The organism is Rhodococcus sp. RCBS9, from assembly GCF_029457415.1.
GTDB classification, from domain to species: Bacteria; Actinomycetota; Actinomycetes; order Mycobacteriales; family Mycobacteriaceae; genus Rhodococcus_F; species Rhodococcus_F qingshengii.
On the sequence record NZ_CP120422.1, the window covers coordinates 1,056,894 to 1,080,960 of the forward strand.

The window sequence follows — 24,067 nt, forward strand, 5'->3', positions numbered from 1 at the left end:
ATGGGGCTGTGACCGAGATACCGAAAATCCTCGTAGTCGACGACGACGCAGACGTCCTGACCTCACTCGAACGCGGATTGCGGCTCTCGGGATTCACCGTACTGACGGCGGTGGACGGCGCCGACGCGCTCCGAGTGATCTCCGACAAGCGACCGGACGCGGTAGTCCTCGACATCAACATGCCGGTGCTCGACGGCACCGGTGTGGTGACGGCGCTTCGTGCCGCCGGCAACGAAATCCCGATCTGCGTGCTCAGTGCGCGCAACTCGGTCGACGATCGCATCGCCGGGCTCGAATCCGGTGCAGACGACTACATGGTCAAACCGTTTGTTCTTGCCGAACTGGTTGCCCGGATCCGCGCAATGCTCCGTCGCAGCAACACTCCGGCCGGCGATCACTCCGAGGGTACGAATACCCTGCGGGTCGGAAACCTCGACATCGATCTCTCCGGTCGCCGGGTTCGTGTCGACGGCAAGGAAGTACCGCTCACCAAACGCGAATTCGAGCTACTCGAAGTGCTCGCACACAATTCCGGCATCGTGCTCACTCGCGAACGTCTCCTCGAACTGGTGTGGGGCTACGACTTCGTCGCCGACACGAACGTCGTGGACGTCTTCATCGGCTATCTGCGTCGAAAGTTCGAATCCGGCGGTTCACCTCGTCTGCTGCATACCGTTCGCGGCGTCGGGTTCGTGCTTCGGGAGAACCCGTGAAGCGTCGCCGCTTCTCACTACGAACTCGCGTTGCCGCGGCCGCGGCACTGGGGGCGACGTTCATCGTCATCGCACTCGGTGTGGTCGTTGCACTGGCTATCGCACGAAACAATTTGGCGCAGTTGGACCGTCGATTGGAGACGGCATCGACGGTCATCGTGGCCAATGCGGCTACAGCGGGACCTTTTCTCGGCGCGTTCGGAGACGGCGGCGCCTTTTCCGTGACCATCCGCTCCGACACCGACGGAACCGTCAAATCCAGTACCCCGACGCGACTGCCCGAACTACCGGTCGGCTCGGCGACCGTCGACGTGGACGGTACGAAGTACCGGGCATATACCGCCGAGGCCGACGGGATCAATGCCCTTGTCTCGCTGGCGGTTCCCTATGCCGAAGCGCGAGACATCACAGTCGACCAACAGCGACAGGTTGCGTTCTTCGGCGTCGGGGCCGTAGCGGCCGCAGCTGCGTTGGGATGGTTGTTCGGTGGCCCGGCGGTGCGCCCCCTCGTGGAGTTGACCCGCCGGATCGCCAGGCGCGATCCCGATCTCGCCACCGAGGTTTCCGGAATCCGTGAAGCGGACGAGCTTGCCGCAGCAGCAGAATCGATGCTCAGCGACGTCGCTCGAGCGCAAGCCGCAACCAACTCCGCCCTTGCCGCCGCCCGAGATTTTGCGTCCGCCTCGGCTCACGAACTCCGAACTCCGTTGACAGCAATGCGAACCGACATCGAAGTGTTGTCCATTCACGACCTCGATCACGAACAAAGACGCGAGATCCTCACAGATCTGGCCCGCGCGCAGGGCCGCGTCGAGTCAACTCTGAGAGACCTCGAGCGCCTGGCGAAGGGTGAACTCTCGACGGCCGAGGATTTCAAGGACACCGATTTGACCGAGGTCTGCGACATCGCTGCCGACGACGCACGCCGACATCATCCTGGGCTCGACGTCGGCGTCGTCACGGTGGATTCCCCACTCCCCTATTGCATCCGGGCCCTTCCCGGCGGAATCCGGTTGATCCTCGACAACGCGATCACCAATGCAGTCCGCCACGGCGGCGCGAGCGCGGTGCGCATCACCCTCGCTCGCCCGGCAGATTCACCGGACACCGTCACGATCACGATCGACGACAACGGTTGCGGAATACCGGCCGAGGAACGCTCGAGCGTGTTCGAGCGCTTCACTCGCGGATCGACGGCAGGCAAGACAGGCTCCGGTTTGGGCCTGGCGCTGGTGGCGCAGCAGGCGGCCCTGCACGGCGGACGGACGACATTTCACGACAGTCCACTCGGCGGGGCTCGCCTGCTGGTCGAACTCAGGGATCAGCCCGGACCCGAATAGCCCCTTCAGGTCTCGATCAACTGGCCGATCCCTGACGCTGTCACTTCGATGACCCGAGCCGAGCCGATGTCGAAGAACAGTCCGGCGATACGCAGGCGACCATCCACACGGGCCTGACCGACGAGAGGATGGCGTTCGAGAGTCTGCAATTGGACTGCGACATTGACCATTCCGAGCTGATCGACCTCCGAGAAACCTGCCTCGGCCGCAGCACGCGCGACCGGATGGCCACTCGTATAGGCCTGCAAGCTCGTCTCCGCATGCCGCAGCCATTCCCCGACGACTCCCGATTCCGACGAACCGTTCGTCAGGAGTGCTTGCATCGCGCCGCAGCCCGAATGTCCGCACACGACCACCGAGCTGACACCCAACTCGTCGATCCCGAAGGCCAGTGCCGCTTCCACCGACGTATCGCGGCCGCCGGCAGGAACCAGGTTTCCGACATTGCGCACGGTGAACAGGTCGCCGGGGCCACTGCTCGTGATGATGTTCGGCACCACTCGCGAATCTGCGCAGGTAAGGAAAAGAGAGTCGGGGTTCTGCCCGTCGCGCAACTGATCCATGTGCGGCCGTATCGCTTCGGCGCGATGGCGATGATAGTTGGACACCCCGTCGAGAATGGGCCGCAAGGCCGGCGGGCTGCTCAGATTCCTCCCCGAAGCCTGTGGTTGCCAACTGCCCCACGGCGCGAGCAAGCCGCGCAGGTCGGTGACTGCGGCGCCGCGCTTCGGCGGACCGGTGGTCGCGCTCTCCATACTCACCGAGCCGACTTCGTCGATGACCACCGAACCACCTGCCAACTCGTACTGCCTCGCCCACTCTTCGATGACGTCGAAGACGGCATGGTCGAGGAAGTCGACAGACAGCTCGACGGTGACGTCCGACCGCGGTGGGAGTCCGGCGAGCACCGACGTCAGCTTGGGCAGCACCAGGAAGGTGCACGAGCCTTCGACCAGGACGCGCCACTTCCCGGAATCGTTGTCGCCCAACTCTTCTGCGGTGACAGTTGCGCGGATGACACGCCACACCAGGAGGGCGATGGCCAGCGCCAACCCGATCAGGACGCCCTCGAGCAGATTCAAGAACACGACGCCGACCACCGTGATGCCGTACACCCACAGATCACCGGTCCGTCGCGCCAACCGAATGTGCGCCAGCTTGACCAGTTGAATACCGATGACAATCAACAGTCCGGCCAGTGCAGACTTCGGAATCTGCTGGACCAACCCGGCGAGCGCAGCCGAGAACAGCAGAATCCACAGGCCGTGCATGATCGACGACGCGCGGGACTTCGCCCCGGCCTCGACATTGGTCGCACTGCGCACGATCACCCCGGTGACCGGAAGGCCGCCGATGGCCCCGGACACCATGTTCGCGGTGCCCTGGCCGAGCATCTCGCGATCGAAGTTCGACCGCGGGCCCGAGTGCATCTTGTCCACGGCCACGGCCGAGAGCAGACTCTCCACACTGGCGATCAGGGCGATGGTCAGGATGCCGGTTGCGACGCCGAGCCACTGGCCGTCGGGCAGAGCGGGGAGTCCGATCGAGTCCAGCAAAGATCCGTCGAGAGCAATACGCTCGACGTCGATCGGCAGCGCCAGCGAAGCGAGAGTTGCCAATACGATGCCCACCAACGCCGCCGGAACCTTGCGGACACCGGCAGGGAGATAGCGCCACCCGAGAAGGGTGGCGATGACGACGAGTCCGATCATCAGGTCCTCGACATGCAAGGCACCGATCTGCGCGGGCAACTGCCGTAGATTGTCCAGCGCCGAGCTGGCCGAGCTTCCACCCAACAACACGTGAACCTGTTGTAGCGCAATGGTGATGCCGATACCGGCGAGCATCGCATGCACCACCACTGGAGCAATAGCCAGCGCCGCACGGGCAATTCGGCTGAGCCCGAACACGATCTGCAGAATTCCGGCGCCGACGGTGATCAGGCAGGTGACTTTCCACCCGAACTTGCCGATCAGTTCGGCGACCACCACGGTCAGGCCGGCTGCGGGACCACTGACTTGCAGCGGTGAACCTCCCACAGCTCCGGCCACCACTCCGCCGACGATTGCGGCGATCAGGCCTGCCATGATCGGCGCCCCGGAGGCGATCGCAATTCCCAATGACAGGGGAAGCGCCACCAGGAATACGACCAGCGACGCCGGCACGTCGTATCTGATCAGTTGCTCGAGATATCGCCGGCTTCCACCACCCGGCGGAGACGAATCCCCCACGACGCTCTCGTCTGCGGATGATTGTGCGTGCACTACGGACTGCGTCGACATAGATCTCCTCGCCGGACCCCGGATCCGGCTGCTGGGCAACATGTTCGAAGCGAATCGGCGATCGGTATCGCCGATCGACTGTGACCATGGTAACCGCGATTCCTTACCGTTCCCTTAGATGCGAGCCCAGACGTGGTCGACGTCACCGCCGCCCGGCACTGTGACTCGAACCTGAACATCGGTCCAAAAGATCGATCGAATTGCTTTAAACCGCAAGCATTTTGACTGACACACCTCCAGCGGCCGGCACACCTGAGCGCCGTCGGCGATAATGGTCGGGAGTGAACGCTCAACCGCAAACACAACGATGTGAAGGCAGGCACCATGTCCGATCAGTACGTCGCCGCGCAGGACCGCTACGAAGCCATGCCGTACCGCCGAACCGGTCGGAGCGGTCTCAAACTCCCGGCCATCTCGCTGGGCCTCTGGCACAACTTCGGCGACGACGTACCGATCGAGAACCAGCGCGCAGTTCTGCGGCGGGCATTCGATCTCGGAATCACCCACTTCGATCTTGCGAACAACTACGGACCCCCGTACGGAAGCGCCGAGACGAACTTCGGCAGGATCCTGCGTGAGGATTTCTCTTCGTACCGCGAGGAATTGGTCATCTCGTCCAAAGCCGGCTGGGACATGTGGCCCGGCCCCTACGGATTCGGTGGTTCCCGCAAGTATTTGCTGTCGTCCCTCGATCAGTCGCTCGGACGACTCGGCGTCGACTATGTCGACATCTTCTACAGCCATCGCCCTGACGCCGAAACTCCGATCGACGAGACCGCAGGCGCCCTGATCAGCGCTGTCCAGCAGGGCAAGGCCCTGTACGCGGGTATCAGTTCGTACTCGCCGGAGCGCACCCGTGAAATCGCCGCATTGCTCGCCGCTGCGGGGGTTCCGCTCTTGATCCACCAGCCGAGCTATTCGATGCTGAACCGCTGGATAGAGCAGGACCTGCTGTCGGCTGTCGACGATCTCGGCGTCGGCGTCATCGCGTTCTCACCACTCGCTCAAGGCATGCTCACCGATCGCTATCTGAACGGCGTCCCCGAGGATTCCCGTGCAGCTCAAGGTAAGTCACTGGATCCGTCGTGGTTGACCGACGACGCTCTCACCCACATCCGCGCGCTCAACGACATCGCGGCAGACCGCGGCCAGTCGCTGGCTCAGCTGGCACTGAGCTGGGCACTCCGCGATTCGCGGGTCACCTCGGTACTGATCGGTGCGTCCAGTGTCGCCCAACTCGAAGCCAACGTCGGCGCGCTCGACAATCTCGAATTCAGCGCAGCCGAACTGGCCTCCATAGATCAGCACGCCAAGGACAGCGGCATCAATCTGTGGGCAGAGGCCAGTTCGATCTGAGCGATCACCTGCGCTAGAGCTGAGGCAACTCCACGTTCACGTGCTCGCCCTCTTCGAATACCGCCGACGCCGGCCCGACGATCAAGGGATCCGGAGTACCGACAGCCCGGTGATCCTTGTTGGGATAGTCGAAGCTGGCGAGCACGTGACGCATCGCCTCGAGGCGAGCGCGCTTCTTGTCGTTGCTCTTGATCACCGTCCAGGGCGCATCCCCGGTATCGGTGTAGAAGAACATGGCTTCCTTGGCCTGAGTGTAGTCGTCCCACTTGTCGAGCGAAGCCAGATCGGTCGGTGAGAGCTTCCACTGACGCACCGGGTCCGTTCGGCGGGCCGCGAACCGCGCCAACTGCTCTTCGCGGCTGACCGAGAACCACAGCTTGTGCAGATGAATCCCGGAGTTGACGAGCATCCGCTCGAAGTCCGGGGTCTCTCTCATGAACTCGAGATACTGCGTCGGCGTGCAGTAACCCATCACTCGTTCGACGCCGGCGCGGTTGTACCAGGACCGGTCCATCATCACAATCTCGCCGCCGCTGGGTAGGTGTGCGACATAGCGTTGGAAATACCACTGCGTCCGCTCGATGTCGGTGGGCTTCTCGAGCGCGACCACGCGGGCTCCACGGGGATTGAGATGCTCGGTGAATCTCTTGATCGACCCGCCCTTACCGGCAGCATCGCGACCTTCGAAGATGATGAGCACCTTCTGACCGGTTTCCTTGACCCACAACTGCAGCTTGAGCAGCTCGATCTGCAGACGCCGCTTCTTCCGCTCGTACTCGCGGCGCGACATCTTCTTCTCGTAGGGGTAACCCTGCTTCCAGGCATCCGCGAACTCCGAAGGCTCCAGCACGCCGAGCTTGTGCTTGAGACTCGACAGCTCGTCGATCTCGGCCGCGTAATCCTCGGTGACGGAAATTCTGGTCGACGGGGTCGGCAGGTCAGGAACCCGACCGTCCACACCGCTGGCGTCGGGGCTCATGAATACGCACTCCCTGTCGTCGAAATGAACGAACGTCCGGAAAGTGAATTTTACGCGCCGAAGCCCGCTCCCGCGGGTCCGAAGAGAATGTTGCTTGGCATCGAGGAGGTAACGACAGGTCCGGCTTCCCAGTCGCCGAACCCTCACGCGGTACCTTGATCGAGGTAACTGAGACGGTCGGTAACCCCGAGAGAAGAGAGTTCTGGCGAGATGCGAGTAGACGGACGGGAGATCCCGGTAACGGGAAGCCTCCTGCCACCACTGCACCGCCGTACGAGCGACATCATGCGGGTTGCGATCGCTGCTGTGCTGCTCGGCGGCGTGATCGCGGGATCTCTGATCACTCGAAGTCAGTGGGACGCCCTCGAAACGTCGGTGTCCAACATCGTCGGTGTTCTGTCGCCGAGCCTGTCAGACACTGTGTACCTGCTCTACGGCATCGCAATTCTGGCGCTACCGTTCGCCATCCTGATCGGCCTGATCGTCGGGCGCCGGTGGAAGTTGCTGGCCGGATACGCCGCCGCCGGCCTGTGCGCCGGTGTCGCGCTGTCCTTCACCGGAACAGGCCTGGCGGCACCGAAATGGCACCTCGACGTGCCGGACCGACTCGACGCCACCTTCCTGTCGCAATTCCTCGACGATCCGCGATGGATCGCGATGCTCGCGGCGGTGCTCACCGTCTCGGGCCCGTGGCTTCCGAAGAAGTGGCGACGAGCCTGGTGGACGCTGCTTCTGCTCTTCGCTCCCATCCATCTGATCGTCAGCTCGATCGTTCCCGCACGATCGATGCTGGGTCTCGCCGTCGGTTACCTGATCGGCGCGGTGATCGTTCTCGCCGTCGGCACCCCTGCCCTCGAAGTGCCGTTGGACTCGGCAGTACGCGTACTCGCGCGGCGCGGTTACCGCGTCACCGCGTTCCGCGTCGTGAGTCCCTCGGGAATCGGGCCTCTTGTCATGTCCGCAGCCATCGACCAAGCACCGGACGACGAACCTTTCGACGAACTCGTCGTCGAGTTGTACGGACAGAACCAGCGAAGCAGCGGAGCAATTCGACAGACGTTCCGTTGGATCTCGTTCCGGAACCGTGAAACTCCGCCGCCCTACGGATCACTTCGTCGCGCCGTCGAACACCGAGCGCTCATGGGTATCGCGTTCGCCGACATCGGTCTGGCCAGTTCCAAGGCCGTCGCAATCTCGGTACTCGATCGCGGGTGGGAGATGTACGCGCGCCCGAGTCCTCGTGGCATCCCCCTTGCCGTCGCCGTCGAGAACCAGGCGGGCGAGGAAGAATCCACCAAACTGATCGACGCGCTGTGGCAGACACTGCATACCGCTCACGTGCACCAGATGGCGCACGGCGACCTGCGCGCTTCCGAGATTCGTGTCGAAGGCGGAACCATCCTCTTCGGCGGGTACGCGTACTCCGAATTCGGCGCCACCGAAGTTCAGATGCAGTCCGACAACGCACAACTTCTCTTCGCCACCGCATCATTGTTCGGGGTCGATGCAGCGGTGGACGCCGCGATTCGAGCGCAAGGCGCAGACACGATTCTCGCCGCCTCCGGCCGATTGACCACCGCTGCATTGCCCAACCGAATTCGGCGGACGGTCACGGATTCCGCGAAACTGATGACCGAGATCCGAGACGAGGTCGGTGCCAAGAACGGGATCGAAAAGGTCGCTCCCGCACAGGTCACCCGATTCAGTCGCAACCAGCTGATCCAGCTCGTTCTGCTCATCGGTCTGGTCTACGTCGCCTACCCCTTCATCAGCCAGGTCCCCGCGTTCATCACCGAACTGAAGACGGCCAACTGGTGGTGGGCACTGCTCGGCCTCGGCGTCTCCGCACTGACGTACGTCGGCGCGGCAGCGGCCCTGTGGGCCTGTGCGTCGTCGATGGTCAGTTACCGCAACCTCTTGATCATGCAGGTGGCCAACACCTTTGCGGCGACGACAACTCCGGCCGGAGTCGGCGGGCTCGCGCTGAGCGTGCGGTTCCTGCAGAAGGGCGGGCTCGGTACCGTCCGCGCAACGGCCGCAGTCGCGCTGCAACAGACGGTCCAGGTGGTCACCCACGTCGGCTTGCTGATCTTCTTCTCGATCGTCGCCGGACGTGATACGAACCTCTCGCACTTCATCCCGGGATCCACTGTTCTGTACCTGGCGGGCGGCGTCGCGCTCGGAGTTCTCGGTGCATTCATGTTCATCCCGAAACTCCGTGGGTGGCTGCGCGACGACCTGCGTCCTCAGATCACCGAGGTGTTGGGTGAACTGAGCCAACTCGCGCGAAATCCCACGCGCTTCCTCATCATCGTGGGCGGCAGCGCCGCAACAACTCTCGGTGCCGCCCTGGCTCTGTGGGCGAGCGTCGAAGCATTCGGCGGCGGAACGACGTTCATCACCGTCACCATCGTGACGATGATCGGTGGGACGCTCGCCTCGGCGGCTCCGACACCGGGTGGCGTCGGAGCCGTCGAGGCCGCCCTCATCGGTGGTCTGTCCGCATTCGGACTGCCGGCAAGCATCGCGGTCCCGTCGGTCCTGCTCTACCGAGTGCTGACCTGCTGGCTCCCGGTGTTCTGCGGTTGGCCGACACTGCGGTGGCTGCAGAAGAACGACATGGTCTGAGCCGTTCCGCTACTTCTGGCGAACGACGTGAACCTGCAGTGCTTCGCCGTCCTCGTCCACCCAGCCTTTGCTCTGGGCGTAGTCGACCATCGCGGCAACACCTTCGACGTCCGTGGTGCTCTCGCGAACGCGGGCTACCGAGATGAATGCACTACCACCGCTGACGTATCCGTAATCCTGAAGGCGCAAGAGTTCGTCCAGTTCGGCTTCGGAGATGTCGGCACTCACCTCGACGTGAAAGGCCTTCAGGTTGTCCACATCGTGGATGCTGACGCGGCCGTCGTCCACCAGTACATACATGGCTCTCCTTCCTAGAGCACTGACGTCGGTGCGTGCGTACCGAATACACGCCGGTGGTAGGTCAGTGGATTCGACTCGCGGTGCTCGACCTCGTCCACCGATCCTGTCACGATCTTGTGATCACCACCGTCCACGGTGCACACGATCCAGATGGGAGCTTCCGGCAGTCTCGGTGAGCACACGTGCGCCATGGCTTCTCGAAAACACAACGCCCGGTTGCCCTGTGGGACATTCACGATGTCAGCCCTTGTCTGCCAACTCTTGTGCGTACTTCTTTGTCATGTGGTCGACGGCGTCGACTTGCGCCTTCGCATGCCCCTCCCTGACGGCGCGCGCGTGAGCGCGGACAGCATAAACACTACTTCGAGAAAACGGACAACTTCGCCGCCTACCAGCACTGTTGATGCCGATAGCCGATACTGAGCTGTATGTCGGAACTCGGAAATGAACCAGACTCGAAGCAGAAGGCGGTGCTCGAGCGACACGCGTCGTGGATCGAATTGTTCTTCGACCTCGTCGTGGTTGCCGGTATCGGTCAGTTGGCTCACCTGCTCCACGGTTCGCCGTCGTGGTCGGATGTCGCGCTCTACGCGTTGCTCTATCTCGCGTTCTGGACCGCGTGGGCGACGTTCACGATGTACGGCAACGTTGCCGGTGACCGTGTCCGGATCCCGAGCATGCTGATCGCCATGTTCGGACTGGCCGTCATGATGGCGGCCGTGGCCGGCATCCACGACAACCATGCGCTGGCCTTCGCTGTCGCCTACGTGGCCGTACGTCTGCTGGCGAGTCGGGTGTGGCACAACGGCCAGATAGTCGTGGACTGGCCGATCGCCCAGATGTCTCTCGGTGTGATCCCGTGGATCGTCTCGTTCTGGTTCGAGGGCGAAACTCGGTTCTGGCTCTGGACCGCCGGTGTGACCATCGACCTGCTGATCATGTTCGTCGTCTCCGGCAGCGCGATCATGGAAGACGCGCAGGAAAAGCTCGACCGCATCATCAAGGTTCGGGGGTTCAAGGACGACCGGATGCCCGAACTCGAAGCCCTGCACTCCGATCGGGCTCACCTTGCCGAGCGCTTGGGCCTGTACGTCATCATCGTGCTGGGCGAGGGTGTGATCCTCGTGATTTCTGCGGCCTCGAAGCTCACCTGGGACTCGACGGTGGTCAGCCTCGCAGTCGGATCGTTTGTCCTGCTCTCGGGCATGTGGGCTCTCTCGCTTCTCTACGGCCACGCCGGTGTTCCGCACCTGCAGGCCGCGAAGTTTCCCGCTCGCATCGACATGGCGCTGCACTGTTTCACCACCGGCGCTATCGCGGTTCTGGTCGCAGGGCTCGGAGCGGCAACCGAACACGGCGCGGAGCACACGCCCGCGAACCTGCGGTGGTTGTTGTGCGGAAGCATCGCAGTCTATTTCGGAATCAGCCTGGTGGCAGGGCTGTTCGCGCGATCGGACCGACGGTGGCTGCTCGGCTGGGCGCTCCCGTGCACCGCCGTCCCCATCGTCATGGGCATTGTCGGCACGCACATGAGCGCCACGTGGATCATCTGGGTGCTGGTGGCCACCGTGACCTGGCAGAACGGCTACGAGTACGCGCAGGTGCGGCGTTCGCGCCGCTCTGCTGTGCGCCTTTATTAACCCCCGCGGTTAATAAAGGCGCACAGCAGGGACGGTTTTTACCCTCACCGCCGGGTCGAAGCGATAGGGCTGAGCCAACAGGATTCCGGCCAATCGCTTACGCAACCTCGACATCTCGGCCCGGACGGTCACCGTCTTGCGTGGATCGCCGAACAACTGTGAGGCGAGCTGCGCGGCCGTGAGGCCCTCGGGCGCCTGTGTCAGAGCCACGAGGATCTGCGAATGGCGCGGGCTGAGGTCGATACTCCAGCTCCCCATTGCCGAGGAGTACCGCAATTCCATCGCATTCGGATCTTGCACATCCAATTCGACTTCTGCACAAACCGTTCCGGACGCCGGATCCATCTGAGGGCGGACGAGCCAACCACCCGGAAGCGGCTCGCACATACATAGTCCGAGCGACGGGAGCCAATGCTCGCCGCTGCTCATCACTTTCGGCAGTGCGATTCTGTAGATCGGCGCCATCGAGTCCACCGCCGCGACCCAGCCACTGCGGTCCACGACCACTGTCGGCTGACTCGCACGAGCCAGCGTCGATGCCGAGATCATCCGGAGCTGATCCAATCCGATTCGATGCTTCTCCCGCAGTGCGGATTCCGCCAGCCTGGCCACACTGTCCACGAGAGCGAGAGTCGACGGGTGGACCGTGTCTGCTGCGCCGGCGACGTTCACGACGGCTATGGCCCGGCGACTACGCGGATCTCGAACCGTCGCCCCGGAGCAGGTCCACGGATGCTGCGAGCGCGAGTAGTGCTCGGCCGAGAACACCTGCACTGCCGAACCTGATGCCAAGGAAGTACCGATCCCATTGGTACCAACAGCTTCCTCGGTCCACGACGCACCCTCGATCATCCCGAGCCGTTCGGCCCGATCCAGCATTCGACTGGACCCGTGTCGCCAGAGGATGCGTCCGTAGCGGTCCGCCACCACGATCAGATTCGCGTCGTCCGGGCCGACGAGTGGTGCCAGACCGTGCACCGCCTCGTCGAAGATCTCCGCCATGCCGGCTGCGCGTCTGCCTTCTTCGATCTCGGATTCGCGGCCCGTCTCGGTGATCGAGCACCGGTCCGGATCGAGTCCGAGCGCACGCAAACGCGACCACGAATTCGCGATGACGGAGCGCGGACGCGCAGGCGGCTTGCGTCCCGACATCGTTGCTTCGTACACGGATTCGAGAACACGTGCGTACTGCGCCGGGTCTTCACCACTGGCCAGGGCCGGTTCGAGTCGATTCGTTTCGCCGATCACACTCCAGTCCTATGTGACGGGGTCTTCGAAAGCGAGCGTTGCACCCGGTTGCAGAGTTGTTCGCGTGCGTGAACGAAAGGACGGCGTTCACGCACGCGAACGGTACTCACGCGTTGAGGGGTCTCCCCAGCGCCGAGAGCACAGACTCGTGCATTGCCTCCGAGAGCGTCGGATGAGCAAACACGACCTCGGCGAGATCCTCGCCGGTGGCTTCGAGGGATCGAGCGATCCCGAAACCCTGAATCTGCTCGGTCACATCCGGACCGACCATGTGCGCGCCGAGAAGTTCCCCGGTATCGGCGTCGAAGATCGTCTTGACGAAGCCTTCGGCCTCGCCGATCGCCAGTGCCTTGCCGTTCGCCTGCAGGTCGAAGTGTCCGACCCCCAGCGCGCGACCAGTACCGGCGCACTGCTTCTCCGTCAGACCCAGGCTCGCCACCTGTGGGCGGGCATACGTGCATCCCGGAACGTAGTCGCGATCGAGCGGATGAACGTCGGGCACGCCTGCCAACTTTTCGACGCACAGGACAGCTTCGTGGCTTGCCTTGTGCGCCAGACATGGAGCGCCCGCGACGTCACCGATCGCATAGATCCCGAAAGCGCTGGTACGGCACCACTGGTCGGTGACGATCGCACCGCGCTCGATCTCGACGCCCAGAGCCTCCAACCCCAGATCCTCGACGTTGCCGGTGATTCCGGCCGCCACCAACACCCGGTCCACGGTCAACGACTCGACACCGTCGCTCGTCTGCACATTCACCTGGACGGCGTCGTCGCCGACGGTCACCGCCGACACCGAGGCTCCGGTGTGAATCGTGATGCCACGCTTCTCGAACTGCTTGCGAACGAAGGCCGAGATCTCTTCGTCCTCGACCGGCATGATGTGTGGTGCCATCTCGACGATGGTCACCTCGGTTCCGAGATCGCGGTACAGGCTGGCGAATTCGACTCCGATCGCGCCGGACCCGATCACGAGCAGCGACTTCGGCAGTTCCTTCGGGACGAGCGCGTCGAAGTAGGTCCATACCCGATCACCGTCGGGGGCAACGCCGGGAATCGAACGCGGCCGGGCACCGGTTGCAATGATCACGTGGTCGGCTCGATACGTCTGTCCTCCCACGGATACGACGCCTTTGTCCACCAACTTAGCGGCGCCTGAGATGACGTCGACGCCGTTCTTCTTCATCAGATAGGCAACACCGCCGGACAACCTCTCCGAAACCCCTCGGCTGAACGACACCAACTTCGAGATGTCGAACTGGACAGACGCCGAACTGAATCCGTATGTGTCGAGTTCACTCAAGGTATGCGCGACGTCCGCGCCGTGCAGCATCGCCTTGGTGGGGATACAACCCCAGTTGAGGCAGATACCTCCGAGGCGATCACGTTCTACCAGCGCGACGTTCAACCCCAACTGGGCAGCCCGGATCGCCGCCACGTAACCACCGGGGCCGCCACCGATGACAAGAACGTCGTACTTATGCGACGTATTGTTTTCCACCACAGCCCCTTACACCAACATCAGCGCGGGAGAAGCGACAAAGCGCTGGAGCTCCCGAAGGAAGGTCGCACCCAGGGCTCCGTCGATAACCCGGTGATCGCACGAGAGGGTCACGGTCATCACGGTCCGGGCAGAAACACTGTCACCGACCACCACCGCGCGCTTCTCCCCCGCACCTACGGCAAGGATCGCTCCCTGGGGCGGATTGATGATCGCGTCGAATGCCTTGATCCCGAACATGCCGAGGTTGGACACCGTGAAGGTTCCGCCCTGGAATTCTTCGGGACGAAGTTTGCCGGTCTTCGCCTTGGTGGCCAACGAGAGCACCTCACCCGAGATGTCCGCCAACGACTTGGTATTCGCGCTACGCACGATGGGCGTGATCAGCCCGGTCGGAAGTGCAACTGCCACCGAGACATCCGCCGACGCGAATCGAAGAACCGATTCGTTCGCGGCATCGAACTGGACGTTCACGTCCGGCACCTTCATCAGTGCAGCGGCGCAAGCCTTCACGATGAAGTCGTTGACCGACAGCTTGACCGCCGGGACGGTCGAATTGATCTCCTTGCGCAGAGCGAGGAGCGCATCGAGCTCGAGGTCTGCGGTGAGCCGGAAATGGGGTGCCTGCTGCTTGGACGCCTGCAACCTACCGGCGATTGCCGATCGCATGGGGGTGAAAGGAATTGTGTCGTACTCGGGTTCGGCCGCAACAGATTCGGTCTCAGCCGCCGCCTCGGGCAGGAGCTGCGCGGAACGAGCGGCGTCGTGCACGTCGGCGACGCAGACGCGCCCCCGCGAACCCGTCGGACGACAGTCATGCAGGTTGACGCCGAGTGATCGGGCAGTTCTGCGTGCGACCGGGGTGGCAGGCACGGCACTGTCGTCGGCGGTCGATCGCAGCGGGAGGCCGGATCTCGCGGCCGGCACTACCGGCGCAACAGTGCCACCGGCGTCACGAATCGCGTCGTCGATGTCGCGGACACTGATCCGCCCGAGGGGACCGGTACCCACTACGGCGGCGAGATCGATTCCGAGCGATTCGGCACGTCGGAGTGCGCGAGGACTCGCAAACACATCGTCCTGCGTCGTGCCTTGCAGAACGCTCGGTACGACGGTGGAACCGGTTGGTACAGGTTTCGGTGCAACAACCACCTTCGCAGCCGGTGAAGCCGCAGGTGTCACGGGAGCCGCCGGCGCAGCAGCTGGTGACGGTGCCGGCTCTTCCGCCGGCGCGGTTGCGCCGCGGGCGGCGAGGAACTGCTCGATCTCCGCATCCGTCGCGGACGCATCGGCGGACACGCCGATCACGGCGCCGACGGGCAGAGTCTGCCCCGGTGTGCCGACGATCTTGCGGAGAACACCGTCGAACGGCGCCTCCAGCTCGTTGGTGATCTTGCTGGTCTCGATCTCACAGATCAACTGGCCCTTGGTGAACGAGTCACCTTCCTCGATGAGCCACGCGTTGACCAACCCCTCCTCCATGGAGAGCCCCCATTTGGGGATGTCGATAGCTTTGATGTCAGCCATGATCAGGCTCTCACCAGCTTGCGAACCGACTCTTCGATGCGCGCCGCGTCAGGCAGCCAGGCAGTTTCGAGGGTCGGGGAGAACGGAACCGGCGTGTGCGGCGGCGTGATCAGTTCGATCGGCGCTTTCAGGTAGTTGAATCCCTTGGTGGCGATCAGCGCGGCTACGTCGTGTCCGAAACCGCAGCGGGCGGCGGATTCGTCGACGATCACGACCCTTCCAGTCGATGCGACGGATTCGAGGATGCCGTCCTCGTCCAATGGTGAGACGGTACGAGGATCGACAACCTCGACCGAAATACCCTCGGCGGCCAGCTTGTCTGCTACGTCGTTGGCGCGGTTCACCATTGCGGACAACGCGATGATCGTGACGTCGTCGCCCTGCCTGGTGTAGTTGGCGACGCCGAACGGAATCGTGTACGGCTCGTCCGGCACCTCGCCCTTGAGGTCGTAGAGCACCTTGTGCTCGCAGAACACAACGGGATCGTCGTCCCGGATGGCCTGGATGAGTAGGCCTTTGGCGTCGTAGGCGTTGGACGGCGCGACCACTTTCAGGCCAGGCACCGCGGCAAATACGTTGTACGGAGACTGAGAGTGCTGCGCAGCGGCGGAGAAGCCTGCGCCGATCATGCCTCGCACCACCAGCGGGGTTCTGGCCTTGCCACCGAACATGTAGCGGAACTTGGCAGCCTGGTTGTAGAGCGCGTCGTAGGAGACTCCGAAGAAGTCCATGAACATCAGCTCGGCGACCGGCCTCAGTCCGGTCAGTGCGGCTCCGGCAGCCATTCCGATGATCGCGGATTCGGTGATCGGGGTATCGATTACACGCTCCGATCCGAACTCCGTCCACAATCCCTTGGTGACACCCAGGACACCGCCAAATGCCTCGATCTTCTTCGTCTCCAGATCGGGATTGGTACCGGCATGCCCACCCCGTACGTCCTCACCGATGAGAACGACGCTCGGGTCGCGTTGCATTTCTTGGGCGATGGCCTCTTTGACGGCCTCGCGGTAGGTCTTCTTCGACACGTTCTCGGCTTCCACGCTTGTCATCTCGGGCTCCTCAGTACGACACGTAGACATCGGTCAGCAGATTCTCGACGGGTGGATACGCCGCGGCACGCGCCTTCGCTACCGCCTCGTCCACCAGCACTCGCGACTGCTCGTCCACCGCGTCCAGATCAGCGGTGCTGACCTTCTTCACATCCACGCTGCTACGGAAATTCTTGAGCGGATCCTTGGTTTCCCGTAGTTGCGCAACCTGTTCCGCCGTGCGGTACAGCTGCGCGTCACCCTCGAAGTGGCCGTGCCAACGGAATGCCGCCGCCTCGATCGTGGTGGGGCCACCGCCGGTCCTGGCGCGCTCCGATGCTTCCGCCATCGCGTCGTAGACCGCGAAGAAGTCGGTGCCGTCCACCTTGACGGCAGGCATTCCGAAGGATGCAGCGCGGGCGGCGATGTCGGGTGCGCCCACCGCGTAGTCGGTTCCTGTTGCTTCACCGAATCCGTTGTTCTCGATCACGAAGACGATCGGAAGATCCAGCACCACAGCCATGTTCATCGCCTCGAAGACGGTTCCCTGGTTGGATCCACCGTCTCCCGTGAACGACGCTGCGATGACACCGTTTCGAAGCGTCTTGCCACTCAGTGCAGCGCCGATCGCCAACGACGGGGCTCCGCCGACAATCGCGTTGGCGCCGAGCATTCCCACGGACAGGTCGGCGATGTGCATCGAGCCGCCCTTACCGCGACACAGGCCGTCGTCCTTGCCGAAGATCTCGGCCATCATGCCGTTCAGATCGCAGCCCTTGGCGATGCAGTGCCCGTGACCGCGGTGAGTGGATCCGATGTAATCGGCGTCGCTCAGGTTCTCGCACACTCCCACCGCGATGGCTTCCTGGCCCGAGTAGAGGTGAATGAAGCCGGGGATGTCACCGGTTGCATTCTCTTCGTGCAGTCGATCCTCGAACGCACGGATGCGCGACATCTTCTCGTACGCCTTCAGCAATGCATCCCGGTCCAGCCCCGAATGAGGCTTGGCGCCGGTCTTTTTCGATCCTGGGGTTGTCGGCTTCTGCGCCGTCCGTTGAACCACAGTCACACTCCTCGTTCTCGATCACTCGTCGCCATGCAGTGTCGTGCAGGTCACGGGCGAAGGGAAAGAGTTGCGTGAGGTTGCCGGGAGTTGCGAAGGGTTGCAGCTGTTGACTTTCGAGCGTTGATTCAGGCGCCGCTCAGGCTGTCGCGTCTGATCTTGGCCAGCGCGCGGTGTTGGGCGAGTTCGACGGCGCTCGTTGTCGTTCTCAGTGACAGCGCCGTCTCGCGCGCGTCGAAGCCGACAACGATGCGAGCTACCAAGACGTTGCGTTCTGCGGCCGACAGATCACCGAAGGGCAGAGTGAGTCGACTGGAGGCGGGTAGCGAATCGATTTCGCGACTGATCGCGTCGTGAAGATGCGCGAGGAACGCTTCTCCGGCACGTCTACGTCGCCGAATGTCGGACAGGACGGATCGGCAGATACCGACGGCAATACGATCAGCGTCGAGCGGTCGCAGTTCGGCACGGCAGCGCCGCGTCACCAGAGGCACGATGCGTTGAAGGAGTTCTGCAATCGCGTCCCGATCCCCTCGGGACGCATCGTCGGCAACACTGTCGATCGAACGTCCACCTGCCCTGCTTGTCATTCCGATCTCCCCCTGGTTCGGCTCTTGGTCGAATTCCCGACTAATGCTCAGGTTTTGAAGTCGCTAGGGGCGTATCGGCTCGGGGCAGATCCCGGTTTGTTCCCCGATGATGTTGATCTCGGCGTTGGAACGAGGGTCAGCGCCGTAGTTGATCTGGTCGGTGCACTTCTCGGGGGGCTCGACGGCATCGGGCGGGAGGGGCGCCGGGCACGAACCCATCCGCTCTCCGATGCTGTTGATCTCCGCATTCGAACGAGGGTCACCCACATAGTTGATCTGATCGGTGCACTTGGTCGACTCGGTAGCCGGACCAGGGGCCGCAGGGGCAGCCGCGCTGGTCGAGACCGGTGTCCAGGCCGGCGCAGCTCCGCCCGCCGGGACTCCGGGGGTGGATGCGTCCGTACCGCCGCCCACCGAGTTCGAGCCTTCGACTGTCTCCGAAGTGGTCGCTGCGGTCAGCGGCGGTGGGGTCGTAGACGCCGCAACCACCGATGTAGTCGTCGGTTCGTCTCCTGGAGCGCTGTTGTCATCACTCGAACACCCTGTCATCGCGCACACCACCCCGATCGTCAGTACGGCGAGCAACACTCGCAGACGCCGAGTCTTGTTGGTCAGCAATACTTCAGGCATTTGCTCTCACACTCCTCGATACGCGGATCAGCTCGTTCCGCCCAAGCGGTGAGCACCGACGTGACTCACTCTAGGAGCCTGATTCCATCGGTTTCGTAACAGAATTCCGTCGGTCGCGTACCAACTCTCGACGGTCCTGACATTCATACGATTACGTAACGGTGGGTGGCAAAACTCCGATATCGAGATCACCTGTGATCGTATGAAAACGCACATGCCGATGAGAGGGTTCGCAGCGGCCGGGGAGGGGAACGTGTTGTATCGGAGTGACATCTGCGGCGGTCGATCAGACCGTACTCGCAGCCTGTTCGGTACAGCGCTCGCGGCAGCAACCCTCGGAGCGTCCGTGATCACCGGCTGCGCGTCCACCCAGGGCGTTGTGATCGAAGGCGATGTCGCTTCCACCGGGTTGCCCGTCACACAACCTGCAGACCTGGCCAGACGGGTTGCCGAAAACTCGAGGTTGGGCCGGGCGCTCCTCGACGATCCTGGGGTGTCCGAGGGAGTGAAGACAGAACTTCGGTCGTGCCCTGACTGGTATCCGATCTCGGTCGGGTCCATCCTTCTCGATCCAGGCGCACCGCGTATCGTGCCGGAGACCGAACTCGTCGTCATGAATGTGTATCCGTGCCAACCGGCCCACCAACCCGGGACCGGAGTGTCGATTTCGGTCAACCTTGCCGGCTACGTCTACCGCAGCGGCAAGGCCGGTTCGAGTGAAGACGATCCCGAACTGGGTGAGCGCCTGTTCTCCGTCGAAGAGCGCGGAAAGTTCATCGTCAGCGGTCAACGCGCCGCGAGTTTGTCTGTCCTGGAAACGGATCCGCGGCCACCGGAGTTCGAATGTTGCCCCCGTCCACCGCTTCGGACCGAGTTCCACTGGGATGGAATGGAGTTCATCCGTGATTGATCGCCGTCGCCGCGCAATGCTCGCCGGTGTTTGCCTGCCGGTCGCGTTTGCTCTCGCCTCCTGTTCCACCGAGCCTGAATCAGAACCCACTCCGAATATCGCAGCATCACTCGACCCCTCGGATCTCTCACAGGGCTTGAGCATCGATCCTGTTGCCCTCCTCAGAGCAGACCCGGAAGTGTCCGATGCGGTCAAGGACAGTCTCCGACTGTGCGGTGATGCGAACTTCCCCTACGAAATCCGGTACTCCCCCGTGACAGGCGCCGTTTGGCAAGATGCCGTCGTCAATGTCTTCACCTGCGAGTCTGTCGGCATCTGGGGACGACCGGCCCCACCGGTCAGCTTCATGGTCGCCGGATTCGTCTACCAGATCGACGAATCGGGCGCTCACAAAGTCTTCGGAGTGCAAGACCCAGGACGCTACGTCGTCGGCTCAACCGGAGGATTGTCGGTCATGGTCGACCTGTGCAAAGACCCCGGCATTCCGGAGTTCTGTCAATCGTCGACTGCATACAAGTGGACCGGTGAAGGGTTTGAGAGTGTTCCGTTCCCATGAAAGCGAAGGCCGATGACCGATCCGTTGATTTTGCTGGTCGAAGACGACGCTGTCATCCGCGAAGCAACGCAATTGAATCTCGAACGCAACGGGTTTCGGGTGATCACCGCATCGGGTGGGTTGACCGGAATGGATATGGCGGTCGACGCCAAGCCGGATATCGCCGTCCTCGACGTGATGCTTCCCGACCTGAACGGAATCAGCCTGTGCCGACGCATTCGTGAGGAACTGTCGGTGCCGGTCATCATGCTGTCCGCGCGCGACGACCCGGTCGACATCGTTCTCGGATTGGAAGCCGGTGCCGACGACTACGTCACCAAGCCCTTCGACAGCGGTGTCCTGGTGGCCCGTATCCGAAGTGTGCTCCGGCGGGTCGAATCCCATTCCGGTACGGAGAAAGACATCGTGACTCTCGGCGATCTGGAGATCGATCGCGAGTTGGTGACCGTCACGCGTTCGGGCGCCGAAGTGGCTCTCACACCCACCGAAATGAAGCTGCTCCTGGTCATGGTGAGTGTGCCGCGCAAAGTCTGGTCTCGCTCCGAACTGCTCTCGGACGTCTGGGATTACGACTGGGGCGGCGATACGCGCATCGTCGACGTTCACGTTCAGCGATTGCGCACGAAGATCGGCTCCGAACAGATCCGGACCGTCCGGGGGTTCGGCTACACGATGGACAACCATCGGTGAGATCGCGGGATCTCGCCGCCAAGCTCCCGTCCACCGGGAGGCGGTTGTCGTTTCAGTGGAAGATCGCGGCGGCCATCACGTTCGTGATTGCCGTCGCCTCGATCACGCTCAGTACCGTGATGCATCAAACCTTTTCACACAACCAAGAGGATGCAGCGCGGGCGGCAGCTGATCGCAATCTCCAACTGGTGCTGCAGGACGAAACGGGCAGCATGCGTGCACTGTTCCGCGCCACCACAGATGGTCTCGACGTTCCGGAAGAGTTGCGTCAGGCCGTGGCGGGCGGCAAACGTGCCACCTACCTTGTCGACAGCGGGGACCAGCCATTTGTCTGGGCTGCTGCCGACGTCAACACTCAGGTGGTGGCGATTCGCGTCCCGTACACCGCGCAGCGGGAATCGATCGCCAGCGTCGATCGGACACTTCGCAACGCCACCATCGCAGTGATCGCAGCGGGTGCCGTCCTGGGTGTTCTGCTTGGACTCGCGATGTCGTATCGATTGCGCTCGGCCGCCCGTGCGGCTCGCAAAGTGTCTACCGGAGCGGACATCCGCGTCCGCTCGGTCACCTGGTCGCTTTTCGACGACGAGATCACCGAGCTGGCGGATGCGGTCGACGCGATGTCCGATGCTCTACGGGGACAATTGGACGCCGAGAAGCGCGTGACAGCCAACATCGCGCACGATCTCAGGACACCCATCTCCGGACTGGTCGGCGCCGCAGAGCTCCTGCCACCCGGTAGGCCAACCGAATTGGTGCGCGACGGCGTCCATAAACTCAGGAGGCTCGCCGAGGACGTCATCGAAGTGGCACGCCTCGACACCACCTCCGAGCAGGCTGACATCCAATCGGTGGAACTGGCACCGGTGGTGCGTCACGCGATTTCCACCACAGGAGTCGAGTGTGAAGTGAGTGTTCACGGCACCCCCGTGTCGTACACCGACGCGCGCAGACTGGAGCGGATCATCGCCAACCTGATCTTGAATGCTCGCAATCACGGAAAGTCGCCGATCAATGTCCACGTCGACCACTCCCGCATCACGGTCCGAGATCGGGGCGTCGGGTTCACTGAAGAGTGGCTTCGCCAGGGGCCGAAGAGATTTCAGACCAACTCCGTCGAACGCGGCCCGAACTCAGGCCTGGGCCTCGGCTTGACGATCGTAGTGGGACAAGCGGCGGTCATCGGCGCTCGTATCGACTTCGCGAACCATCCGAACGAGGGCGCGGTGGTGACGATCGACCTCCCTGAATGTTCGGCAGACGAGTTCGATTGACACCGAGGCAGTTCGGTCGATCGGCCGGGACACAGCGTCCCGGCCGACCATCGGCGTCCCGGACTCAAACCTGTCCGACAGTGACTCCGGTGCGAACGTCCGGTGCACCGAGGCGCGCCGCATCAGCTGTGAGGTCATCGGGCTGCTCCTGAGATTCCCGCTCGGCTGCGACGCGCAACCGGTAGTGCTCGATCTCCTCGGCAATGTGCTCGGGAGTCCAACCGAGCACCGGCGCAACCAGTTCCGCCACTTCGGCAGCTGCCGCATCGCCGCGATCGGTAACCTCGATGGAGATGCGGGTACGACGGGTGAGGATGTCGTCGAGATGCTGTGCACCCTCGTGACTCGCGGCGTAGTGAATCTCCGCCTTGAGGTACTCGGGGGCGGAGTCCAACGGCTGCCCCAGTTCCGGTCGCGCCTCGACGAGTTCGAACAACTCGTCAGCCAGAGTGCCGTACCGACCCAGTAGGTGCTCGATAGTCGAAACGTGCAGTCCCGTGCGCTCAGCGGTGAGATGCCGATTGTTGTGCGCGGCAAAGTAGCCGTCGGCACCCACAAGTTGGATACGCTCAGTGCAGGACTTCGGCACCTTCTGTTCCAATCCGTGCACCGCGGAATCGACAGCGTCCTTGGCCATCACGCGGTAAGTGGTGTACTTGCCACCGGCGACCACCGTCAAACCTCGGACCGGACTCGACACCGCATGCTCACGCGAGAGAGTGCTGGTCGAATCTGATTCGCCGAACAGCAACGGACGCAACCCCGCGTACACACCGACGACGTCCTCGTGCGTCAACTCGTCCTGAAGGAGCTTGTTGACATGTCCGAGGATGTAGTCGATATCGCTTCGGCTCGCTGCCGGATGGGCGAGGTCGAGGTTCCAGTCGGTGTCCGTCGTACCGATGATCCAGTGGCTTCCCCACGGGATCACGAACAGCAGACTCTTCTCGGTCCGCGTGATGATTCCGGTAGAGGAGTTGATGCGGTTTCGCGGGACGACCAGGTGCACACCTTTCGAAGCGCGAACCTGGAATTGCCCTCGCCCACCGACCATTTCCTGGATCTCGTCGGTCCAGACCCCGGCGGCGTTGATGACCTGACGAGCACGGATCTCGAACGCGCGACCCGTTTCCAGATCCACGGCCTTCACCCCGACTACGCGGTCCTCCTCACGGAGAAAGCCGATTACGCGGGTGCTGTTCACGCACAGTGCGCCGTATTCGGCTGCTGTGCGCGCCAGCATCATCGTGTGGCGGGCGTCATCTACCTGACCCTCGTAGAACTTGACCGAACCCCGGATAGCAGAGCGCTTTCCGGACGGGAACGATTCGAGAGTCTTCTTCTTGCCCACATGCTTGTGGTGTGAGGGAACCCCGCGGCCTGCGCCCATCACGTCGTAGACGCCGATGCCCAGACCGACGTACGGCCGGTCGATCAACTTCTCGAGTGGGTAGATGAACGGCACCGGCTTCGCGAGATGCGGGCACAGCGAATTCAGAACCAACGACCGCTCACGCAGTGCCTCGAACACGAGCGCAAAATTGAACTGCTCGAGGTAACGCAGTCCGCCGTGGAACAGCTTGCTCGACCTGCTCGAGGTTCCGGACGCGAAGTCGCGAGCCTCCACCAAGCCCACCTTCAGACCGCGAGTTGCGGCGTCGAGCGCGCTACCCGCTCCGACCACGCCACCGCCGATAACGAGGACGTCGAGTTCGGTTTCTTCCAACTTCTTCAGCGACTCCGCCCGCGAGGACGGACTCAATGCTTGTGCTGTGCTCATGAAAACTGTTCCTTCACTTGAAAATAGGT

The 24,067-nt window shown here is 62.8% G+C and carries 21 protein-coding genes; 9 read left to right on the forward strand and 12 right to left on the reverse strand.

What is annotated here, in order from left to right; genetic code table 11:
• The first annotated feature begins 8 nt into the window (after positions 1-8).
• Complete coding sequence (locus tag P0M12_RS04985; RefSeq protein WP_003939853.1) at positions 9-713, forward strand: response regulator; 705 nt, start codon at positions 9-11, stop codon at positions 711-713.
• Positions 710-2,053 (forward strand): HAMP domain-containing sensor histidine kinase, encoded by a 1,344-nt coding sequence (locus P0M12_RS04990; RefSeq protein ID WP_003939972.1) that lies wholly within the window; start codon positions 710-712, stop codon positions 2,051-2,053. The genes P0M12_RS04985 and P0M12_RS04990 overlap by 4 nt, the downstream gene beginning before the upstream one ends.
• A 5-nt stretch (positions 2,054-2,058) precedes the next feature.
• Here the strand turns inward: P0M12_RS04990 and P0M12_RS04995 are convergent, their stop codons facing one another.
• Positions 2,059-4,335 (reverse strand): bifunctional SulP family inorganic anion transporter/carbonic anhydrase, encoded by a 2,277-nt coding sequence (locus tag P0M12_RS04995; RefSeq protein WP_042451182.1) that lies wholly within the window; start codon positions 4,333-4,335, stop codon positions 2,059-2,061.
• A gap of 324 nt (positions 4,336-4,659) precedes the next feature.
• On the opposite strand from P0M12_RS04995, the gene mgrA reads away from it, so the two are divergent.
• Positions 4,660-5,691: an L-glyceraldehyde 3-phosphate reductase gene (gene mgrA, locus P0M12_RS05000; RefSeq protein ID WP_007733451.1), complete on the forward strand. Its 1,032-nt coding sequence runs from the start codon at positions 4,660-4,662 to the stop codon at positions 5,689-5,691.
• Positions 5,692-5,704: 13 nt separating this feature from the next.
• Here mgrA and ppk2 read toward each other — a convergent pair whose 3' ends face one another.
• Positions 5,705-6,670 (reverse strand): polyphosphate kinase 2, encoded by a 966-nt coding sequence (gene ppk2 / locus P0M12_RS05005; RefSeq protein ID WP_003940295.1) that lies wholly within the window; start codon positions 6,668-6,670, stop codon positions 5,705-5,707.
• Positions 6,671-6,880: 210 nt separating this feature from the next.
• Here ppk2 and P0M12_RS05010 point away from each other — a divergent pair, with 210 nt between their 5' ends.
• The gene (locus tag P0M12_RS05010; RefSeq protein ID WP_007733454.1) at positions 6,881-9,298 is read left to right on the forward strand and encodes a lysylphosphatidylglycerol synthase transmembrane domain-containing protein; all 2,418 of its coding nucleotides are present in this window, start codon (positions 6,881-6,883) and stop codon (positions 9,296-9,298) included.
• Positions 9,299-9,307: 9 nt separating this feature from the next.
• On the opposite strand, the gene P0M12_RS05015 is transcribed toward P0M12_RS05010, so the two are convergent.
• Together P0M12_RS05015 and P0M12_RS05020 are read right to left on the reverse strand one after the other, a co-directional pair.
• Positions 9,308-9,598 (reverse strand): hypothetical protein, encoded by a 291-nt coding sequence (locus P0M12_RS05015; RefSeq protein WP_277377489.1) that lies wholly within the window; start codon positions 9,596-9,598, stop codon positions 9,308-9,310.
• An 11-nt stretch (positions 9,599-9,609) separates the two neighbouring features.
• Positions 9,610-9,834, reverse strand: coding sequence for a flavin reductase (locus tag P0M12_RS05020; RefSeq protein ID WP_232508883.1), 225 nt, complete (start codon positions 9,832-9,834; stop codon positions 9,610-9,612).
• A gap of 192 nt (positions 9,835-10,026) precedes the next feature.
• Here P0M12_RS05020 and P0M12_RS05025 point away from each other — a divergent pair, with 192 nt between their 5' ends.
• Positions 10,027-11,238, forward strand: coding sequence for a low temperature requirement protein A (locus P0M12_RS05025; RefSeq protein WP_277377490.1), 1,212 nt, complete (start codon positions 10,027-10,029; stop codon positions 11,236-11,238).
• 9 nt (positions 11,239-11,247) lie between these two features.
• Here the strand turns inward: P0M12_RS05025 and P0M12_RS05030 are convergent, their stop codons facing one another.
• From P0M12_RS05030 to P0M12_RS05060, 7 genes are all read right to left on the reverse strand, one after another.
• Complete coding sequence (locus P0M12_RS05030) at positions 11,248-12,486, reverse strand: helix-turn-helix domain-containing protein (protein WP_230358974.1); 1,239 nt, start codon at positions 12,484-12,486, stop codon at positions 11,248-11,250.
• Positions 12,487-12,592: 106 nt separating this feature from the next.
• Positions 12,593-13,990 carry a dihydrolipoyl dehydrogenase gene (gene lpdA / locus P0M12_RS05035; protein WP_346772264.1) on the reverse strand — a complete coding sequence of 466 codons (1,398 nt, stop codon included), beginning with the start codon at positions 13,988-13,990 and terminating at the stop codon, positions 12,593-12,595.
• A 6-nt stretch (positions 13,991-13,996) separates the two neighbouring features.
• Positions 13,997-15,514, reverse strand: coding sequence for a 2-oxo acid dehydrogenase subunit E2 (locus tag P0M12_RS05040; RefSeq protein WP_277377492.1), 1,518 nt, complete (start codon positions 15,512-15,514; stop codon positions 13,997-13,999).
• Between the two features lie 2 nt (positions 15,515-15,516).
• The gene (locus P0M12_RS05045) at positions 15,517-16,566 is read right to left on the reverse strand and encodes an alpha-ketoacid dehydrogenase subunit beta (protein ID WP_277377493.1); all 1,050 of its coding nucleotides are present in this window, start codon (positions 16,564-16,566) and stop codon (positions 15,517-15,519) included.
• Between the two features lie 10 nt (positions 16,567-16,576).
• Positions 16,577-17,500 (reverse strand): thiamine pyrophosphate-dependent dehydrogenase E1 component subunit alpha, encoded by a 924-nt coding sequence (locus P0M12_RS05050; protein ID WP_051649553.1) that lies wholly within the window; start codon positions 17,498-17,500, stop codon positions 16,577-16,579.
• A gap of 236 nt (positions 17,501-17,736) precedes the next feature.
• The gene (locus P0M12_RS05055) at positions 17,737-18,198 is read right to left on the reverse strand and encodes an RNA polymerase subunit sigma (protein ID WP_277377494.1); all 462 of its coding nucleotides are present in this window, start codon (positions 18,196-18,198) and stop codon (positions 17,737-17,739) included.
• A 63-nt stretch (positions 18,199-18,261) separates the two neighbouring features.
• Positions 18,262-18,828: a hypothetical protein gene (locus tag P0M12_RS05060; RefSeq protein ID WP_007733469.1), complete on the reverse strand. Its 567-nt coding sequence runs from the start codon at positions 18,826-18,828 to the stop codon at positions 18,262-18,264.
• Between the two features lie 253 nt (positions 18,829-19,081).
• Here P0M12_RS05060 and P0M12_RS05065 point away from each other — a divergent pair, with 253 nt between their 5' ends.
• The 4 genes from P0M12_RS05065 to P0M12_RS05080 are packed head-to-tail and all read left to right on the forward strand — an operon-like array spanning position 19,082 to position 22,258.
• Positions 19,082-19,738, forward strand: coding sequence for a hypothetical protein (locus P0M12_RS05065; RefSeq protein WP_003939689.1), 657 nt, complete (start codon positions 19,082-19,084; stop codon positions 19,736-19,738).
• Entirely contained in the window at positions 19,731-20,294 is a 564-nt protein-coding gene (locus P0M12_RS05070) for a hypothetical protein (RefSeq protein WP_054781865.1), read from the forward strand. The genes P0M12_RS05065 and P0M12_RS05070 overlap by 8 nt, the downstream gene beginning before the upstream one ends.
• 12 nt (positions 20,295-20,306) lie before the next feature.
• The gene (locus tag P0M12_RS05075; protein WP_003939990.1) at positions 20,307-20,984 is read left to right on the forward strand and encodes a response regulator transcription factor; all 678 of its coding nucleotides are present in this window, start codon (positions 20,307-20,309) and stop codon (positions 20,982-20,984) included.
• Positions 20,981-22,258: a HAMP domain-containing sensor histidine kinase gene (locus P0M12_RS05080; RefSeq protein ID WP_058226118.1), complete on the forward strand. Its 1,278-nt coding sequence runs from the start codon at positions 20,981-20,983 to the stop codon at positions 22,256-22,258. The genes P0M12_RS05075 and P0M12_RS05080 overlap by 4 nt, the downstream gene beginning before the upstream one ends.
• A gap of 64 nt (positions 22,259-22,322) precedes the next feature.
• Here P0M12_RS05080 and P0M12_RS05085 read toward each other — a convergent pair whose 3' ends face one another.
• Positions 22,323-24,038, reverse strand: coding sequence for a glycerol-3-phosphate dehydrogenase/oxidase (locus tag P0M12_RS05085; RefSeq protein ID WP_047270936.1), 1,716 nt, complete (start codon positions 24,036-24,038; stop codon positions 22,323-22,325).
• Positions 24,039-24,067 lie beyond the last annotated feature (29 nt).

What these genes read in the sequence shown, in the direction of transcription:
- P0M12_RS04995 (WP_042451182.1), bottom strand. Translation starts at nt 4,335, where the DNA reads ATGTCGACGCAGTCCGTAGTGCACGCACAATCATCCGCAGACGAGAGC.
- mgrA (WP_007733451.1), top strand. Translation starts at nt 4,660, where the DNA reads ATGTCCGATCAGTACGTCGCCGCGCAGGACCGCTACGAAGCCATGCCG.
- ppk2 (WP_003940295.1), bottom strand. Translation starts at nt 6,670, where the DNA reads ATGAGCCCCGACGCCAGCGGTGTGGACGGTCGGGTTCCTGACCTGCCG.
- P0M12_RS05010 (WP_007733454.1), top strand. Translation starts at nt 6,881, where the DNA reads ATGCGAGTAGACGGACGGGAGATCCCGGTAACGGGAAGCCTCCTGCCA.
- P0M12_RS05015 (WP_277377489.1), bottom strand. Translation starts at nt 9,598, where the DNA reads ATGTATGTACTGGTGGACGACGGCCGCGTCAGCATCCACGATGTGGAC.
- P0M12_RS05025 (WP_277377490.1), top strand. Translation starts at nt 10,027, where the DNA reads ATGTCGGAACTCGGAAATGAACCAGACTCGAAGCAGAAGGCGGTGCTC.
- P0M12_RS05040 (WP_277377492.1), bottom strand. Translation starts at nt 15,514, where the DNA reads ATGGCTGACATCAAAGCTATCGACATCCCCAAATGGGGGCTCTCCATG.
- P0M12_RS05045 (WP_277377493.1), bottom strand. Translation starts at nt 16,566, where the DNA reads ATGACAAGCGTGGAAGCCGAGAACGTGTCGAAGAAGACCTACCGCGAG.
- P0M12_RS05050 (WP_051649553.1), bottom strand. Translation starts at nt 17,500, where the DNA reads ATGTCGCGCATCCGTGCGTTCGAGGATCGACTGCACGAAGAGAATGCA.
- P0M12_RS05055 (WP_277377494.1), bottom strand. Translation starts at nt 18,198, where the DNA reads ATGACAAGCAGGGCAGGTGGACGTTCGATCGACAGTGTTGCCGACGAT.
- P0M12_RS05060 (WP_007733469.1), bottom strand. Translation starts at nt 18,828, where the DNA reads ATGCCTGAAGTATTGCTGACCAACAAGACTCGGCGTCTGCGAGTGTTG.
- P0M12_RS05075 (WP_003939990.1), top strand. Translation starts at nt 20,307, where the DNA reads ATGACCGATCCGTTGATTTTGCTGGTCGAAGACGACGCTGTCATCCGC.
- P0M12_RS05085 (WP_047270936.1), bottom strand. Translation starts at nt 24,038, where the DNA reads ATGAGCACAGCACAAGCATTGAGTCCGTCCTCGCGGGCGGAGTCGCTG.